The 17,280-nt window shown below is 63.5% G+C and carries 13 protein-coding genes and 1 pseudogene; 10 read left to right on the forward strand and 4 right to left on the reverse strand.

What is annotated here, in order from left to right; all coding sequences use genetic code 11:
* From IV091_RS13530 to IV091_RS13545, 4 genes are all read left to right on the forward strand, one after another.
* Positions 1 to 1,965: cation-translocating P-type ATPase (locus IV091_RS13530; RefSeq protein WP_293469583.1), on the forward strand; the 1,965-nt coding region annotated here is incomplete at its 5' end.
* Positions 1,966 to 2,062: 97 nt separating this feature from the next.
* A complete protein-coding gene (locus IV091_RS13535; RefSeq protein WP_293469585.1) occupies positions 2,063 to 2,995 on the forward strand; it encodes a cation diffusion facilitator family transporter in 933 nt (310 codons plus the stop codon).
* A gap of 139 nt (positions 2,996 to 3,134) precedes the next feature.
* Entirely contained in the window at positions 3,135 to 4,319 is a 1,185-nt protein-coding gene (locus tag IV091_RS13540; RefSeq protein WP_293469587.1) for an acetyl-CoA C-acetyltransferase, read from the forward strand.
* A gap of 9 nt (positions 4,320 to 4,328) precedes the next feature.
* A complete protein-coding gene (locus IV091_RS13545) occupies positions 4,329 to 4,577 on the forward strand; it encodes a DUF2789 domain-containing protein (RefSeq protein WP_293469589.1) in 249 nt (82 codons plus the stop codon).
* Positions 4,578 to 4,602: 25 nt separating this feature from the next.
* Here IV091_RS13545 and purT read toward each other — a convergent pair whose 3' ends face one another.
* Complete coding sequence (gene purT, locus IV091_RS13550) at positions 4,603 to 5,808, reverse strand: formate-dependent phosphoribosylglycinamide formyltransferase (protein ID WP_293469590.1); 1,206 nt, start codon at positions 5,806 to 5,808, stop codon at positions 4,603 to 4,605.
* A gap of 211 nt (positions 5,809 to 6,019) precedes the next feature.
* Between purT and IV091_RS13555 the strand changes: the two genes are divergently transcribed.
* The 3 genes from IV091_RS13555 to IV091_RS13565 are packed head-to-tail and all read left to right on the forward strand — an operon-like array spanning position 6,020 to position 8,625.
* Positions 6,020 to 6,829, forward strand: a complete 810-nt coding sequence (locus IV091_RS13555; protein WP_293469592.1) for a siderophore-interacting protein — start codon at positions 6,020 to 6,022, stop codon at positions 6,827 to 6,829.
* 24 nt (positions 6,830 to 6,853) lie between these two features.
* Complete coding sequence (locus IV091_RS13560; RefSeq protein ID WP_293469594.1) at positions 6,854 to 7,798, forward strand: ATP-binding cassette domain-containing protein; 945 nt, start codon at positions 6,854 to 6,856, stop codon at positions 7,796 to 7,798.
* Positions 7,798 to 8,625 carry an ABC transporter permease gene (locus tag IV091_RS13565; protein ID WP_293469596.1) on the forward strand — a complete coding sequence of 276 codons (828 nt, stop codon included), beginning with the start codon at positions 7,798 to 7,800 and terminating at the stop codon, positions 8,623 to 8,625. The genes IV091_RS13560 and IV091_RS13565 overlap by 1 nt, the downstream gene beginning before the upstream one ends.
* 30 nt (positions 8,626 to 8,655) lie before the next feature.
* Here the strand turns inward: IV091_RS13565 and IV091_RS13570 are convergent.
* Positions 8,656 to 9,266 (reverse strand): annotated as a pseudogene (locus IV091_RS13570) (hypothetical protein).
* Positions 9,267 to 9,550: 284 nt separating this feature from the next.
* Between IV091_RS13570 and IV091_RS13575 the strand changes: the two are divergent.
* Together IV091_RS13575 and IV091_RS13580 are read left to right on the forward strand one after the other, a co-directional pair.
* Entirely contained in the window at positions 9,551 to 10,621 is a 1,071-nt protein-coding gene (locus IV091_RS13575; RefSeq protein WP_293469598.1) for a hypothetical protein, read from the forward strand.
* Positions 10,611 to 10,904, forward strand: coding sequence for a type II toxin-antitoxin system HicA family toxin (locus tag IV091_RS13580; protein ID WP_293469600.1), 294 nt, complete (start codon positions 10,611 to 10,613; stop codon positions 10,902 to 10,904). Before IV091_RS13575 ends, IV091_RS13580 begins: the two co-directional genes overlap by 11 nt.
* Positions 10,905 to 11,073: 169 nt before the next feature.
* Here IV091_RS13580 and IV091_RS13585 read toward each other — a convergent pair whose 3' ends face one another.
* Entirely contained in the window at positions 11,074 to 13,587 is a 2,514-nt protein-coding gene (locus IV091_RS13585; protein ID WP_293469602.1) for an N-6 DNA methylase, read from the reverse strand.
* A gap of 51 nt (positions 13,588 to 13,638) precedes the next feature.
* Positions 13,639 to 16,224, reverse strand: coding sequence for a DEAD/DEAH box helicase family protein (locus tag IV091_RS13590; RefSeq protein ID WP_293469604.1), 2,586 nt, complete (start codon positions 16,222 to 16,224; stop codon positions 13,639 to 13,641).
* 234 nt (positions 16,225 to 16,458) lie between these two features.
* Here IV091_RS13590 and IV091_RS13595 point away from each other — a divergent pair.
* Positions 16,459 to 17,280: AAA family ATPase (locus IV091_RS13595; RefSeq protein ID WP_293469606.1), on the forward strand; the 822-nt coding region annotated here is incomplete at its 3' end.

Raw genomic sequence — 17,280 nt, forward strand, 5'->3', positions numbered from 1 at the left:
GTGCAAGCCACCGCCAGCGCCACGGCGGTCGGCCGCATTGGCGCCGACCTGGCAGCCACGGTGGAGCCGCCGTCGACGCTGCAAACAGCCTCGCGCACGCTGGTGCGCCGGCTTGGCCTGGGAGCGCTCCTGCTGGCCAGCGCCCAGGTCTTGCTGGGCTGGTGGTGGGGCGGGCGGCCGCTGCTTGAAAGCCTGCTGAGCGGCATCGCCCTGGCCATGGCCATACTGCCCGAGGAAATTCCGGTCATCCTCACCGTGTTTCTGGCGCTGGGGGCCTGGCGCATCTCAAAGCAAAAAGTGCTGACACGGCGTGTCTCGGCGGTTGAAGCGCTGGGCGCCATCACCGTGCTGGCGGTGGACAAGACCGGCACGCTGACCCTGAACCGCATGGCCGTGGCCGAACTGGCGACCACCGACGCGCATTTCACGCCCGACACCGCCACCGCGCTGCCAGAGTCCTTTCACCTGCTGACCGAATTTGCGATGCTGGCCACGCCGGGCGACCCGTTTGACCCGATGGAAAAGGCGATCCAGCAGTTTGGCCACCGCTGGCTGGCGGGCACCGAGCATGTGCACGACGGCCGCGTGCCGGAATTTGAATACGCGCTGTCGGGCGAGATTCTGGCGATGACGCGGGTGTTCGCCAGCGCCGACCCGTCGCAGTTTTTGCTGGCCACCAAAGGCGCGCCCGAAGCCGTGGCCGACCTGTGCCACCTGGGCGCCGCACAGCGCGAAGCGATACAGCGCCAGGTTGGAGCCATGGCCGGGCGCGGCCTGCGCGTGCTGGGCGTGGCGCGGGGACGCTGGATGGGTGCGGCAACCGCACCCGATACCACGCCGCCGTGGCCGCAAAGCCAGCACGACTTTGACTTTGAATTCCTGGGACTGGTCGGCCTGGCCGACCCGCCGCGCCCGGAAGTGCCCGCCGCGCTGGCCGAATGCCGGCAGGCTGGCGTGCGCGTGATCATGATGACTGGCGACCACCCGGCCACGGCCCGCGCCATTGCGCGCCAGGTGGGTTTGTCGGAGCGGCCCGAGGTCATCACCGGGCCGGAAATCGCTTCGCTTGATGACGCAGCGCTGGGTGCGCGTCTCAAGCACGTGGACCTGTGCGCCCGCCTGCTGCCGGCGCACAAGCTGCGCCTGGTGCAGCTGCTGCGCGCCAGCGGCGAGGTGGTCGCCATGACGGGCGACGGCGTCAACGACGCACCAGCGCTCAAAGCCGCCGACGTGGGCATCGCCATGGGCGAGCGCGGCACCGACGTGGCGCGTGAAGCGGCCGCGCTGGTGCTGCTGGACGACAGCTTTGCCCGCATCGTGGACGCCATCCGGCAGGGCCGGCAGATTGACGACAACATCCGCAAGGCCGCGCGCTTTGTCTTTGCCGTGCATGTGCCCATCATTGCGCTGGCGCTGGTGCCCACGCTGCTGCAATGGCCGGCGCTGCTGCTGCCGGTGCACATCGTGCTGCTGCAGTTGCTGATTGACCCGGCCTGCGCCGTGGTGCTGGAGGCCGAGCCCGAGGACCCCAACCTGATGGCGCGGCCGCCGCGCCCGGTGGCGGACTCGCCGTTTGCCACCGCCGTGCTGGGCTACGCGGTGCTGCAGGGCCTGGGCATTGCCGCCGTGCTGCTGGCCGGGCAGGCCTGGCTGGTCGGGCAAGGCTGGCGCGTGGCCGAGGGGCGCGCCGTGGTCTTTGGCACGCTGGTACTCAGTGTCATGCTCCTGATTCTGGCCAACCGCGACCTGACGCGGCCGGCGCTCAGGGGCATGACCGCCGCCAACCCCTGGCTGTGGCGCATGGCCGCCGCAGTCGCGATGCTGCTGGTGGCGGTGCTGGGCCTGCCGTGGCTGCGCCAGTTGATGGGATTGGCGCTGCCCGGCGCAGTCGGTCTGGCCGTGACCGCGCTGCTGCTGGCGCTGTGCGGCCTGTGGCTGGAGTTGGTGCGCCGCGCTGGCCGCTAAGGCACCGCAGCGTGCTTACACTGGGCCATTGACACCTGAAAGCCTGCATGAACGCCACGCCCACGATGAAGCCGACCCACAACGAAAGCGCCCACCCATGAGCGCCGCGCACGACCATGGTCATAGCCACGGCCACAGCCACGCCCCGGCCAGCTTCAACCGCGCCTTTGCCATTGGCATTGCGCTGAACCTGGCGTTTGTCGCGATAGAGGCCTGGTACGGCTGGAAGGTCAACTCGCTGGCGCTCCTTGCCGATGCCGGCCACAACCTGAGCGACGTGGCCGGCCTGGTGCTGGCCTGGGGCGGGGCGCTGGCCGGCAGGCTGCGGCCCAATGCCCGCCACACCTATGGCTGGCAGCGGGCATCCATTCTGGCCGCGTTCTTTAACGCCCTGCTGCTGCTGATGGCCATGGGCTCGCTGGCTTGGGAAGCAGTCGGCCGCCTGGGCACGCCCGAGGCTACCGAGGGCTGGACCATCATCGCCGTGGCAGGCGTCGGCATTGCGGTCAACACCGCCACCGCCCTGCTGTTCATGCGCGGCCGCAAAGGCGACCTGAACGTTCGGGGCGCCTTCCTGCACATGGCGGCCGACGCACTGGTATCGCTGGGCGTGGTGATGGGTGGCGCGCTCTACCTGTGGCAGGGCTGGGCCTGGATAGACCCGGTCATGAGCCTGGCGATTGCGGTGGTGATTGTGCTGGGCACCTGGAGCCTGTTCAGGCAGTCGCTGCACCTGCTGTTTGACGGCGTGCCCGAGCGCGTGGACCTGGCGGCGGTGCGCGCGCTGCTGATGGCCTTGCCGGGCGTTGCGGACGTGCACGACCTGCACGTCTGGGCCATGGGCACGTCGGACACGGCACTGACGGCGCACCTGGTGCTGGCGGACCCGGCAGCGGACGCCGACGCGCTGATGCATGAAGCCGAGCACGAACTGCACGAACACTTTGAGATCCGCCACGTCACGCTGCAGCTGGAGTCGCCAGGCTTTGCCCTGCAGTGCAGGCTGCGGGCTGGCGCCGGGTGCAGCTGAGCGCTTGAGGGCGCTGCGGCGCCTTCAGGCCATCGGTTCACCCTTTGATGTAGCGCAACGGCGGCCTGCCCGCCCGCTGTCCCAATAGAACCAAGCGGAACGGCGTTTGGCCGATGCCCTCGTTTCAAGGAGACAGACCATGCCTGCCATCGACATCGTGCTGTGCCATCCCGTGCGCACCGCCATTGGCACCTACGGCGGCAGCCTGAAGGACGTGACCGCGCCCGAGCTGGGCGCGGCGGTGATCCGCGAGACGCTCAAGCGCTCAGGACTTGCTGCCGACAAGGTGCAGACACTGGTCATGGGCAACGTGATCCAGGCCGGCGTGAAGATGAACCCGGCGCGCCAGGCCGGCATCGCCGCCGGGTTGCCGGTGGACGTGCCCGCACTGACCGTGAACCGCGTCTGCGGCTCGGGGGCGCAGGGCATTGTCAGCGCTGCGCTGGAAATCTGGTCCGGCATGATCGACTGCGCGATTGGCGGCGGCATGGAGAACATGGACCGCGCGCCCTACCTGCTGCCGCAGGGCCGCTGGGGCGCCCGCATGGGCGACGTGACGCTGTTCGACAGCATGCTCTACGACGGCCTGAACGACGCCTTCAGCGGCCAGCATTCCGGCTGGCACACCGAAGACCTGGTGACGCAGCACGCCATCTCGCGGCAAGACCAGGACGGCTGGGCGCTGCGCTCGCAGCAGCGTTTTGCGGCAGCGCAGGCGGCGGGCAAGTTCGAGGCGGAAATCACGGCCGTTGAAGTGCCCGGACGCAAAGGCCCCACGGTCTTCAACAAGGACGAGCACAACCGGCCCGACACCACCGCCGAGTCACTCGCCAGGCTCAAACCAGCGTTCCGCAAGGACGGCACGATTACCGCAGGCAGCGCACCGGGCCTGAACTCGGGCGCCGCCGCCATGGTGGTGGCCAGCAGGCCATGGGCCGAGAGAAATAAACTCCAGCCGATGGCGCGCCTGGTGTCCTACGGCGTCGGGGCGGTGGAGCCGGGCCTGTTTGGCCTGGGGCCCGTGCCCGCCGTGCGCCAGGCGCTGGCGCGCGCCGGCTGGAGCGTGGCCGACGTGCAGCGCGTTGAAATCAACGAAGCCTTTGCCGCCATCACGCTGGCCTGCCTGCGCGAACTGGGCTTTGCCGAAGAAATTGTCAACGTGGAAGGCGGCGCCATTGCGCACGGCCACCCCATAGGCGCCAGCGGTGCGGTGCTGGCCACGCGGCTGATACATTCGATGCAGCGCGATGGCCTCAAGCGCGGTGTCGTCACGCTGTGCATTGGCGGCGGCCAGGGCATTGCGCTGGCGCTTGAACTACTTTAAGGACCCCTCATGGAACAACCGATTCACCGCTTCAGCGAACTGTTTGCCCAGTTGGGCCTGCCTGCCGACGCGCCGGCGATTGCGCAGTTCATCGCCGCGCATGCGCCGCTGGCGGCAGATATCGACCTGCCCGACGCGCCGTTCTGGACACCGGCGCAGTCGGCTTTTTTGCGGGAAGAAAAGCTTGAAGATGCCGACTGGGCCGAACTGGTCGACCAGCTGAGCCTGGCGCTTCGCCAGCCCGGCCCGGGTGCGTAGCCGACCGCCGCTTCAGCCTATCCCATCAACCGGCTGCGCGCGGCTTGACCAGCGCCGCAGCCTGTTTGGCCCGCGCCCGCGCCACGTCCAGCGCGGAGTCGAACGCCAGCGCCACGCCCATGCGGCGCTTGGTAAAGCTCTCGGGCTTGCCGAACAGGCGAATGTCGGTATTGGGCACGCGCAGCGCCTCGGCCACGCCGTCAAACACAATGCCCACCGCATCCACGCCGCCATAAATCACGGCGCTGGCACCCGGGCTCTTGAGCGCGGTGTTGACCGGCAAGCCCAGAATGGCGCGCGCGTGCAGTTCAAACTGGCTCTGCCACTGCGTCGCCATGGTCACCATGCCGGTGTCGTGCGGGCGCGGGCTCACTTCGCTGAACCACACGTCGTTGCCCTTGACAAACAGCTCCACGCCAAACACGCCCTGCCCGCCCAGGTTGTCGGTCACGGCCTTGGCGATGTCGCGGCTTTTTTGCAGGGCGGGCGGCTGCATCGGGTGCGGCTGCCAGCTTTCCACATAATCGCCATTGACCTGGACGTGGCCAATCGGGTCGCAAAAATGCGTTTCAACCTGGCCATCGGGCCCCAGCGCGCGCACCGTGAGCTGGGTGATCTCGTAGTCAAAGTCAATAAAGCCTTCAACGATGACGCGGCCGTGGCTGACGCGGCCCCCGGCCATGGCGTGGTCCCAGGCGGCCTGCACGTCGCCCGCTGCGGCAATCTTGCTCTGGCCCTTGCCCGACGAGCTCATGACCGGCTTGACGATGCAGGGGTAGCCAATTTTGGAATCAATCGCCGCCTGCAGCTCGGCCAGCGAATCGCAAAACACATAGGGGCTGGTCGGCAGGCCCAGCGTTTCGGCGGCCAGGCGGCGAATGCCTTCGCGGTCCATGGTCAGGCGCGCGGCGCGGGCCGTGGGAATCACGCGCACCGTGCCGGCGTCTTCGAGCTCTTCCAGCATGGCGGTGGCAATGGCCTCGATCTCGGGCACGACCAGGTCGGGCTTTTCGCGCTCGATCAGCGCTTTGAGCTGCGCCGGATCGCTCATGGTGATGGTGCGCGCATGGTGCGCCAGCTGCTGGCCGGGCGCGTGGTCGTAGCGGTCGACGGCAATGGTTTCCACGCCCAGGCGCTGCAGCGCAATCAGCACCTCCTTGCCCAGCTCGCCCGAACCGAGCAGCATGACTTTGGTGGCGTGGGGGGACAAAGGGGTTCCGAGGGTGGTCATAAACGTTGGAGGAATTAAGAATGAATGGCAATAAGACCGCAGGGGTCCGGGTGGCGTGAGCCGCATGCTCGCGTCCGGCTACTTTACTGCAAGCCTTCGCCGCCGTCCGGCCAAACCCTTGCCGGCGACCCGAAGATACCTTTTAGTTGACAATCATTCTCACCTGCAAAACTGCCAATCCGCCCGCCCAGGGCCCGATAGAAAGCGCCCCATGCCCCAAACCGCCGCCACACCGCCCCCTGACAATGCCCCGCGCAAACGCCGCCCGCCACGCCGGGTGGAAGTCAGCCGCGTGCAGGTACTGAGTCCCGCCATGCGCCGCATCACGTTTACCGGCGCCGAGCTGGAAGGCTTTGCCGTCAACGACCCGGCCAGCTACATGAAGCTTATTTTTCCCGAGCCCGGCCAGACCGAGCCGACCCGGCCGCTGCCGGATGGCCCGCGCGCCAACACCATGCGCACCTACACCCCGCTGGCGGTGCGGCCCGAGGCACAGGAGGTGGACGTTGATTTTGTGCTGCACGGCGAAGGCCCGGCCTCCACCTGGGCGGCGCAGGCGCAAATCGGGCAGGTGCTGTTCCTGATGGGCCCCGGCCCCGGCTACACGCTGCCGCTGCAGGCCACCGCGCACCTGCTGGTGGGCGATGACAGCGCGCTGCCGGCGTTTGAAACCATTCTGGCCCGCCTGCCCGCCACGGCGCGCGTGCGCGTGCTGGTGGAAGTGACCAGCGCCGCCGAGCAGCGCGCCCTCAGCAGTCCCGGGCAGCTTGATGTGCAGTGGGTCGTTCGCGGCCTTGACAACAGCCGCGCCGGCCAGGCGCTGGAAGCAGCTTTGCGCCAGGCCGGCCCGCCCGACGCGCGCACCCACGTTTACCTGGCCTGCGAAGCGGGCGCCATGCGCCGCCTGCGCGAGTTGCTGACGGGCGAGTTGGGTGTGGCACGCGGCCAGATCGTGGGCCGGGGCTACTGGAAACTGAGCACCGTGAACCACCCTGACCATGACTATGGCGACGACGCCTAAGGGCCCGCGGGCACAATAGCCGCCATGAGCCCGCCCCTGTTTGAAGTTTCCAAGCTGAGCAAGCGCTACGGCAGCGCCACCGTTGTCGATAACCTGAGTTTTTCGATTGCACCGGGCGAATGCCTGGGTGTGATTGGCCCTAACGGCGCCGGGAAAACGACCACCATCCGCATGTGCCTGGGGCTGACCACGCCGGACGAAGGGCGCATTTCGTACTCCCCCCCCGGTGCGGCGGCCGCCGCGCTGCACATGCCGCAAGACGCGCTGGCCATCAAGGCGCAGCTGGGCATCGTCAGCCAGTTCGACAGCCTGGACCCGGACTTTTCATGCGCTGAAAACCTGCTGGTGTTTGGCCGCTATTTCGGCATGAAGGACGCCGTGATCAAGGCCCGCATCCCGCAGCTGCTGGAGTTTGCGTCGCTGACCCACAAGGCCAACGCCAAGCTCAGCGAACTGTCGGGCGGCATGAAGCGGCGCCTGAGCCTGGCGCGCGCCCTCGTCAACGACCCGCAATTGCTGCTGCTCGATGAACCCACCACCGGCCTGGACCCGCAAGCCCGCCACCTGATGTGGGAGCGGCTGCAGCGGCTGGTGCAGCAGGGCAAATCGATACTGCTGACGACCCACTTCATGGACGAAGCCGAGCGCCTGTGCGACCGGCTGCTGGTGCTGGACCATGGCCAGAAAATGACCGAAGGCGCGCCGCGCGACCTGATTGCCCGCAACCTGGAGCCCGACGTGATCGAGGTTTACGGCGAGGGCGCGCTGGCGCTGGTGGACTCGCCCATCCGGACGCTCGCCGCACGCACCGAAGTCAGCGGCGAAACCGTGTTTTTCTACACCCACGCGGCCAAGCCGCTGCTGGCCGCCCTGGCCGACCACCCGCAGCTGCGCACGCTGCACCGCCCCGCCAACCTGGAAGACCTGTTCCTCAAGCTCACCGGCCGCCAGATTAGAGAGGACGCATGATGTCCGAATCCAGCCCCGTGCGCCCGCAAAACTGGCGCGACCTGTTCAGGGCGCCGCAGCTGAGTTGGCGCTGGCTGCCAGTGTTCAGGCGCAACCTGCTGGTCTGGCGCAAGCTGGCCGTGCCCAGCCTGGTCGGCAACATCGCCGAGCCGCTGATCACGCTGGTAGCCTTTGGCTATGGCCTGGGCGCGCTGGTCGGGCAGGTCCAGCTGGGCGGCAACGCCGTTCCCTACATCCTGTTTCTGGCCAGCGGCTCGATCTGCATGAGCGCCATGAATGCCGCTTCGTTTGAAGCGCTGTATTCGGCCTTTTCGCGCATGCACGTGCAGCGCACCTGGGACGGCATCATGAACGCGCCGGTGCGGCTGGACGACGTGGTGCTGGCCGAAATGCTGTGGGCCGCGTTCAAGTCGCTGTTCACGAGCGCCGTGATTCTGGCGGTCATGCTGGCGCTGGGCATCAGCCACAGCCCGCTGCTGCTGCTGGCCCTGCCGCTGCTAGCGCTGGTGGGCATCGTGTTCGCCAGCATTGCGCTGATCTTTAACGCGCTGGCCAAGGGCTACGACTTTTTCACCTATTACTTTTCGCTGTTCCTGACGCCCACGATGTTTTTGAGCGGCGTGTTTTTCCCGCGCGAGCAGCTGCCCGGCGTGATGCGGGTGGTGTCCGACTGGCTGCCGCTGACCGCCGCCGTGGAGCTGATTCGCCCGCTGTTTCTGGGCCAGTGGCCGGCCCAGGCCGGGCTGCACCTGGCGGTGCTGGTGGCGTATGCGGTGGGGGCGTTCTGGGTCGCGCTGGCGCTGACGCGGCGGCGGTTCCGGAATTGAAGGCGTTGGCCGGTTCAAACGGCCAGGCGCTCAATTCGCGGCAAAGCAGTAAAACAGCCCCGAGCCGCCGGTGGATTTGAGCGCGGCCGTGCTGCAGCCAGGCGTGCCGTGCGACGAGTTCCACGAAACGTTCGCGACCGGATCGGGATTGGTGCCGTCGCGGTCGTGGTGGCCGACGATGGCCGAGCCTTCGCCGCTTCGGGTCCAGTTGCCGCAGGTGGTGTCCTTGCCCGGCTCAACCGGCACGGCGGTGCCGTCGGGCCGCGAGCCGGTCAGGATGTCGTGCGTATTGACCGCATCGCCACGACCACTGACGACCTCGCCTTTTTCCGTCAGTGAATTCTGCTTGTTGAGCTGGTTGTCGGCGCTGTGCAGGTTGTCCACGCTGGTGGCGACCACCACGCCCTTAGCGTTTTGCCACGGGCCGTGTCCGATGCGGTCGCGCGCGTTGACGGCCGGGCTGGCACCGCTGGGCGCTGCGCTGAGGTAGGCGCGCCAGTTCTTGTTGCCGGCATTGACGGCGGTGGCGAGTTGCTTGCAATAGGCATCGGCGCCGGCCAGACCGCCGAGATCGGCGCCCTTGCCCGGGCTGGCGCTGGTGACAAAAAAAAGCTCATCGGATTTTGCGACGTCGAGGGCATGGGCGCGCAGGCGCCAAGAAGGGCGGCCGAGGCCAGAAAAGCGAGTTTCAGACGAGGGCGGATGGCAGTTTCCTTGATTGTTGATATTTCAGCGAAGCGATCGCACCCGCACAGTACGCCAAGCGCGCGTGCTATTCAAGTGCCGACGTATGAGGTGCCCGCAGACGGCGCGTCCTTCCAACCCGGTCAATCGCGGCCTTGACCTTGCCAGTCATACCGCGAACAGGCAAGCAGCTGGCGTTGACAGGGCCTGCCCGGCTTCAGTAGATAATGACAATCTGATCATGAACGTCCCACAGCAGCACCCGTCCTTCAGCTTTCACATCGAAAGTGGCGAACCACAGGGTAACGTCGTGCCTGCATCCGTGCTCGTGCAGATTTTGCAGAATGCACAGCAGGCATTTGAACTCATAGGCGTCCATGTGGAAGGACGTAGCATCAACCAGCGGGTGCGTGTACCAGCGGCAACCAGTCAGCGTTTTCAGCTAATTTGCCAATTGCCTGAAGCTGGGTGTTATGCCCTACCAGTCATCGTTGGCGGTTCAAGCGAACTTTTTGAGTCCGAGCAAGCTGAAAAGGCATTCCACATTTTCCGCAATGTGATGGAGCGCGTTTCAAATCGCAATACGAATGGTTTGACTGATGCGCTGCCAGACGAGCGCATCCGCCGCCGGGTACTGGAAGCCGTTAAAGGCATGTCGCCGCGTGCCGATGCCAAATGGACGCTCGCCCTGCACGACTCGACAAACGCCCCGTTTGCGTCTTTTGATGGCCAAACTATCCCTTTCGTGCAAAACACGCTCGTGCCAGCAGCCCAGCGTGAGGCGTCGCGTGTAGTCACCGGCGAGCTGAAGAACATCGACTTTATCGAGCGCAAGCTCACCATCATTTACCCGCCCACCAGCAAAGAACTGGATTGTCTATATGACGAGGCGCTGGAAGACTTGCTCTATGAGCGGCGGCGGGACTTGATTCAGGTGACCGGCCGGGTGCTGCTGGACGATCAGGGCAGCCCCAGAAAGATCATTGACGTGTCAGATATCAGGGATGTGGATTTATCCCCGCTTGAGATTTCGACCGTGCGGCACGGCGAAGTCAGTTTGCGGGTCGCGCCGGCCCTCTTGCTGGAGCCCACACTGGACGACAGCCAGCAACTGCTGTGTGTTGAAAACGATGAGTTGGGCATCACGGTATTTGCGCCCACGCGCGAAGCCTTGCTCACCGAACTGAATGAGCATCTGGCCATGTTGTGGCAGGAGTACGCGCAGGCCAGGGATGATGATCTGGACGACCTCGCACTGCAACTCAAGCAAACACTGCTTGCGCGCATGACCAAGGCAATCCATGCCGCGTAAGCAGGCCGATGTAGAGAAGAGCCTGCTCAACAAAGGCTTTCAGGCTGGCGGTGGTGACCACAACTACTTTTTCTACTACTCCAAGGCTGGCAAGAAAACGATTATTCGCACCAAAACCAGCCATGGCTCGCGCGAGATTGACGATAACTTGCTCGCCCAGATGGCCAAGCAATGCAAACTCAGCAACAAAGACTTTGGCTTGTTGATCGAGTGTCCGCTGAGCCGTGACGACTACGAGGCCAAGCTGGTGGCTGCAGGCGCGGTTGCGCCGCCTCAAGCTTGAGATTCAACACCAAATAGGCCTCTAGCGCACGGTGCATGTGCGCAAGCAGCTATTAAAAATATAGCAACTGTGCACCAGCGCAGTCAGCAGCCTTGACCTTGGCCTTGGCCTTCATGCCGCGAACCGGCAAGCGGCTCGCAAAGTGACTGGAATGTTGCAGCTCCACTACTCATGGCGCACCCCACACCCGGTCAATCGCGGCCTTGACCTTGGCGTCCATGCGGCGGATCAGTTCACGGTTGGCGTTGACGAGGGCCTGCTCGGCTTCGATCTCGGCGACGATGGCGCGCTGGGTGGGGAGGTCGGGGAGTGGGATTTTGACTTCGCGAATCAATTGCGAGTTCAGATTGCTCTGATTTCCGCCGCGCGATTCGCTGATGGCGCGAAGTTCTTCGTATTTGCCTGCAAGCGTCCAATACAGAAAATCACGATCTGCACTGGCTGATGTGACTTCGATAGCGGCACACGCCTGATTGGTGGTCGCCTCAATGCCCAAAATAGCCACTCGACCGCGTGTGACGCCCTGGCCGTACATGGCCATGAGGATCGTTCCAGCCGGAAACATGCGTGCGGCGGAATTTTCCATACCTGCCTGTGTGATGAACTCCTCGGCGCTCTGAATCACATTGAAGTCAATCTGCCCGGTTTTGACCCAGGGAATGGTGCCGCCCCAATAGTCAGCATTGGAGCGGTCCGGCGTTCCACCTGAGCGAATGCTGGCCACGTCACCCACCTGCACCACCGGACAATCGGGGCTGACCACAATGCGCGGCTTGTAGTGGTCGAGCACCTGCCGGGCACCGTCGATGATTTTTTGGTAGCCCACGATTTCGGCCACGATCTGGTGCTGGACTTCGAGGGGTGGGAGGGGAATTGTCAACGCGCTCAAATACTCGTAGCTCACGCGCGGAAGCTGCGACCCTCCGATACCACGCAGCACGTCCGTGTTGAATTGGGGTGAACGCAATAGCTGGATCAAGTAGCCGACAAGGACCGGCGCTTTTGCCCGAATCACAAAAATGTCGGTTGAACAGACACCTGACATGCTTGCCAGGTACACCTTGTTCAGATTCGGACGAAGCTTGCCGTACAGAACGTCGTTCGGCTCGAATCTGGATTTCAAGCTCTTGATATCACTGGCGGCGGAGACTACTTCACCGACCAAGCAACCAGAATTGCTTTCAATGTTCTCCAGGCCCACATAGGTAAGTTGCCCATCCGAATCGGACGGATTCATCGATTCCGATATGCGGATTGCGATCTCAGAAATGGCGACACGCGGAAACACATGCGACAGGTTCTGAGCGACGGCTATGTACCGCTCGCCGCTCAAATTAAAGCCCCCACTCTCCCCCAACCTGGCCCGCGTCACCGCCTGCGCCATCGCCCCATCGCCCTCAAACCCCTGCGGCGCCGTCATCCAGCTCCGCAGCAGCCGCGTCGCCTCCGGCAAATCGCTGTCCACCACCGCCCGACGTTGCGCACCCAAATTAAAACCGTCATTCCCGACCTTGACAAACAGCACGCTGTCGAGCTGCTTGTGCAGGCGCTTGTCCAGAATCAAAATGCTGGTCTTCACGCCACTGTAGGGGTTGAACACCCCGGCGGGCAGGCTGACCACGGCGACCAGACTGGTTTTGACCAGCATCTGGCGCAGCGCCTTGTAGGCCGTGCCGCTCTGGAAAATGATGCCTTCGGGCACGACGATGGCGGCGCGGCCGGTGGCGGTCAGGTGCTCGGCCATGTAGTCCACGAACAGCACTTCGCTGCGCGTGGCCTGCACGCTGAAGCGCTTGTGCGGCTTGATACCACCCTTGGGCGACATGAAAGGCGGATTGGCCAGAATCACGTCGGCCACCTCGTTCCACTTTTCATCGCTGGTCAGCGTGTCGTATTCCTCGATGCGCGGGTCGGTGAAGCCGTGCAGGTACAAATTGACCAGGCTCAGCCGCACCATGTCGGGCGAAATGTCGTAGCCGTGGATGCCAGCGGCCAGCCGCGCGCGCTCGTCGGGTGTGAGCAAATCACCGGCTTTGCGCACGGCTGGCGGGCGTGAGTCGCTATCATTTTCGATGGCACTAGAGGTATTGGTTTTGAGAATGTGCTTCCATGCCGAAATCAGGAAACCGGCCGTGCCGCAGGCCGGGTCCAGAATGGTTTCGTTCTTTTTCGGGTCCATCACCTCGACCATGAAGTCGATGATGTGGCGCGGCGTGCGGAACTGCCCGGCGTCGCCCTGGCTGCCCAGCACGCTCAGCAAGTACTCAAACGCATCACCCAGCCGCTCGGAATGGTCGTAGGTGAAGTAGTTGATTTCCTTCAGAAAGCTTTTCAGCGTCTCGGGGTCGCGGTAGGGCAGGTAGGCATTTTTGAAGATGTCGCGGAACAGCGGCGGCACGCCGGGGTTCTTGTTCATGGTCTGTATGGCTTCGGAATACAGCGCCAGCACTTCAAAGCCGCCCAGTCCGGGCGCCATCAGCCGCGCCCAGCCAAAGCGGGCGTACTCACCAGCAAAAAAGCGGCGATGGCCGCCCAGCTCTTCGGCCTCGGCGTCCATGTCATCCATGAACTTGTAGATCAGCGCAATGGTGATCTGCTCTACCTGGGATTTGGGGTCGGGCACTTTGCCGACAAGAATGTCGCGGCAGGCGTCAATGCGGCGCTTGGTTTCGGAATCGAGCATGGTCTTTTCTGTTGAGCGCCGCTTGTTTAGCGACGTTCGCAGCCTTGTTGGCTACATGAACTGGTTGAGGGGGACGTAGTCTTTGACGTATTCGGGAATCAGGATACGCCAGGCGGGCGGCACGGCTTTGAAGTCGCTCATGCCAAAGGCGGGGTACACATTCAGGTCGGTCAGCCGCTTGTCGTCAATGATGCCGCGCAGCCGGTGGTCGGTGGCGTAAGCCTTGAAATAGTACTTCATGGCGACGACGGCGCTGGCGGCCGAGTCGGCGCTAAAACCGGTGGCGCTTTGCTGGTCGAGCAGGAATTTATCAAACTCTTCTTCCAGCAAATCGTTTTTGCTCTTAAAGCCGGGAATCAGGCCAAAGGCTTTTTCCAGAATCTCGCGCAGGCCCAGGCGGCGGTCTACGCCGGCGGCGCGGCGCAGCTTGTCCAGGCTGAAGTAATCGCTGGGTTTGTCAAACAGTTCGGTGGTGATGCGGTCGATGGCCTGGTCCCATTGGGCGTTGCCGACCTGCCGGACGATGACGGGGTCGGCCTTGACCTTGTCTTCAAATTTCTCGAAGAACATGCGGTCCACCTTCATGCCCTGAAAACCGACTTGCTGCTCTGCGTGGCTGGCGATGGCGTCCGGGGCGGTATGGGTGTAAGCACCATTTTCCAGCTCTGCACCTTCTTCAGCGCCGGTTTCGTCGCCCTGGTCCGCGCCATTGCCAGATTGCTTCCCCGGGCGGGGCAGCTTGAGCACTTCGTCGTAGTTGAATTTTTCTTCAAAGTATTCGCAGTTGGCAAAAAAGTCGAACAGCTTGTAGGCGGTCTTATCAGGTCCGGTGACCTGTGACTTGAGGGCATCGTCCTGCAACTGTTCACGAAAGTCGTGTTTGCGGGTGCCCCGGCCCTTGATCTGAACAAAATCCGATGGAGAAAACACCGGGCGCATCAGCGCCAGGTTCAGCAAATCGGGACAGTCGTAGCCGGTGGTCATCATGCCCACGGTCACGCAGATTCTGGCCTTGCTGGTTTTGTAGGCGGGCAGCACATTGGCAGAGCCCAGCAAGTTGTTATTGGTGAAGTTGATGGTGAACTGCTGCGCATCGGTGATGAGCGAGGTGACCTGCACGGCAAAGTCGGACTGGTAGCGGCCAGGGTACAGCTTGTCAGCCAAATCGTTCAGGATCTGGGTGATCTTGCTGGCGTGGTTTTGACTGACGCAAAACACCAGGGTTTTGCCAAACTCTGCGCTGATGGGGTCGCGCAGGCCGTGGGCCAGCAGAGTTTCGCAAAACAGGATATTGGTGGCTTGGGAGAAGAATTTCTTTTCAAAGCTGCGCTGCTTGAACTGCTGCTCGCTGGTCTTTTCCCCCTCAGGCGCATCGTTGATGACCACGGCGGCATATCCGGTTTCGGACAGCAGCTGGGTCGTAACCTCGGTGCGGGCATCGACCACCAGCGGATTGATCAAAAAGCCCTCGCGCACGCCGTCGAGCAATGAATAGCGAAAGGTCGGCTCGCCGGTTTCGCAGCCAAAGGTGCGGTAGGTGTCCAGCAGCAGGCGCCGCTCCTGCTCGCGCGGGTCGCGGGTGGAAGGTTTGGCCGCATCAAACTTCTTCAGGTAGTCCTTGGGCGTGGCCGTCAGCCCCAGCTTGTAGCCAACGAAGTACTCAAACACGGCGCGGGCGTTGCCGCCAATGGAACGGTGGGCTTCATCGGAAATGACCAGGTCAAAGTCCGTGGGCGAAAACAGTTGCTGGTATTTGTTGTTGAACAGCAGTGACTGCACGGTGGTCACCACGATCTCGGCCTTGCGCCAGTCGTCGCGGCTTTCCTTGTAAATGACCGATTTGTAGTCGTTCTTGAGCAAAAAGATGAAGGCTTTGTTGGCCTGGTCTTCCAGCTCCAGCCGGTCCACCAAAAACAGCACTCGGCGGGCGTTGCCGGTGCGCAGAAACAGCTTGATGAGCGCGGCAGAAGTCAGCGTCTTGCCGGTGCCGGTGGCCATTTCCAGCAAGAAGCGGGTTTTACCTTCCCTGATGGCCAGCTGAATCGCCTGGGCAGCACGCTGCTGGTACGCGCGCATGAAGCGCAGGCGGTTTTTCTGGATGAATTCGGGCCGTTCATCGACGTTTGTCCAGCCGGCTTCCTGGTCATACGTGGGCAACTGGGTGCGGGCGATGTAGTCCAGCGGCACGTCTTCAGTCACCAGTCGCGCCGGGTCCGGCTGGAAGTGGGCATAGCCCTTGATGGCCTCCGGCGCAGGAAAACGCGTGATGATGTGCGGATTGCCCTGGCTCAAGTCCCACAGGTAATGCAGATTGCCATTGGACAAAATGACAAAACGGCAATTTTGCGACCTGGCATATTTGCGGGCCTGCTCTTTACCGATCAGCGGATTTTTATCTTCCGCCTTGGCTTCGAGCACCAGCAGGGGAAAGCCCTTGTCGTCAAGCAGCAAAAAGTCGATGAAGCCCTTGCTGACAGTCTCAAAGTCGCTCCCCATCGCATCGACCTGCGCCTGCGTGAGCTTGACGTGGGGTTCAAGTGAAATATTGGCCTTACCCGCGTTGCAGTCGAAAAACCGCCAGCCAGCAAGTTCGAGCAATTTATTGATCTTGATTCGGGCTTGGGCTTCTTTGGGCATGGACGATGGCGTAGATGGGCGAGCGCTCAAGCTTAATCGGTGTTTCAAGCCCTTTGGGCAAACTCTTTCGCTGCGCAGTGTCGGCGGCCGTAAAGGGCGCCTTGCACTTCGCGCCTGGTTCGTGAACGAGCAAGCGCTGCACCAGCCTCAAATCAATCGCGGCCATCCTTGAGGCACATGCCATGATCCCGGCCCCCGCTCCGCCATCGCCAGGTCTCCCCCTATCATCAGGGCATGTACGCCAAATTCTTCGGCCTCAGCCAGGACCCTTTTTCCATCGCCCCTGATCCGCGCTACCTGTTCATGAGTGAGCGGCATCGCGAGGCGCTGGCGCACCTGCTGTATGGCCTGGGGGGTGGCGGCGGGTTTGTGCTGCTCAGTGGCGAGATCGGGACGGGCAAAACGACCGTGTGCCGCTGTTTTCTGGAGCAAATTCCGGACAACTGCAACGTGGCCTACATCTTTAACCCCAAGCTGTCAGTGCCCGAGCTGCTGCGGTCGATTTGCGACGAATTTCATATCGACCTGCCCCAGGGCGCCGCGAGCGCCAAGGATTTCATTGACCCGCTGAACGCGTTTTTACTGCGCACGCACGCGTCGGGTCAAAACAATGTGCTGATCATCGACGAGGCGCAAAACCTGTCGGCCGACGTGCTGGAGCAACTGCGGCTGCTGACCAACCTGGAAACCAACGAGCGAAAACTGCTGCAGATCGTGCTGATCGGCCAGCCCGAGTTGCGCAACATGCTGGCCCGCCCCGAACTGGAACAGCTGGCGCAGCGGGTCATTGCGCGCTTTCACCTGGACGCGCTGTCGGCCCAGGAGACCACGCAGTACATGGCCCACCGGATGGCGGTGGCCGGCATGACCGGCGCCATGCCGTTTGACAGCAAGGCCGTGGCACGCATTCACCAGCGCGCGCGCGGCGTGCCACGGCGCATCAACCTGCTGGCGGGCCGCGCACTGCTGGGGGCGTATGCCAGCGGCACGGCGCGTATTGACCGGCGCATGGTGGACCAGGCGGCTGGCGAGGTGTTTGGGCCGGATCAGCAGCAC

The sequence above is a fragment of the Polaromonas sp. genome, from assembly GCF_018780625.1.
Taxonomy (GTDB): domain Bacteria; phylum Pseudomonadota; class Gammaproteobacteria; order Burkholderiales; family Burkholderiaceae_C; genus Polaromonas.

What these genes read in the sequence shown, in the direction of transcription:
- IV091_RS13535 (WP_293469585.1), top strand. Translation starts at nt 2,063, where the DNA reads ATGAGCGCCGCGCACGACCATGGTCATAGCCACGGCCACAGCCACGCC.
- IV091_RS13540 (WP_293469587.1), top strand. Translation starts at nt 3,135, where the DNA reads ATGCCTGCCATCGACATCGTGCTGTGCCATCCCGTGCGCACCGCCATT.
- IV091_RS13545 (WP_293469589.1), top strand. Translation starts at nt 4,329, where the DNA reads ATGGAACAACCGATTCACCGCTTCAGCGAACTGTTTGCCCAGTTGGGC.
- purT (WP_293469590.1), bottom strand. Translation starts at nt 5,808, where the DNA reads ATGACCACCCTCGGAACCCCTTTGTCCCCCCACGCCACCAAAGTCATG.
- IV091_RS13555 (WP_293469592.1), top strand. Translation starts at nt 6,020, where the DNA reads ATGCCCCAAACCGCCGCCACACCGCCCCCTGACAATGCCCCGCGCAAA.
- IV091_RS13560 (WP_293469594.1), top strand. Translation starts at nt 6,854, where the DNA reads ATGAGCCCGCCCCTGTTTGAAGTTTCCAAGCTGAGCAAGCGCTACGGC.
- IV091_RS13565 (WP_293469596.1), top strand. Translation starts at nt 7,798, where the DNA reads ATGTCCGAATCCAGCCCCGTGCGCCCGCAAAACTGGCGCGACCTGTTC.
- IV091_RS13575 (WP_293469598.1), top strand. Translation starts at nt 9,551, where the DNA reads ATGAACGTCCCACAGCAGCACCCGTCCTTCAGCTTTCACATCGAAAGT.
- IV091_RS13580 (WP_293469600.1), top strand. Translation starts at nt 10,611, where the DNA reads ATGCCGCGTAAGCAGGCCGATGTAGAGAAGAGCCTGCTCAACAAAGGC.
- IV091_RS13585 (WP_293469602.1), bottom strand. Translation starts at nt 13,587, where the DNA reads ATGCTCGATTCCGAAACCAAGCGCCGCATTGACGCCTGCCGCGACATT.
- IV091_RS13590 (WP_293469604.1), bottom strand. Translation starts at nt 16,224, where the DNA reads ATGCCCAAAGAAGCCCAAGCCCGAATCAAGATCAATAAATTGCTCGAA.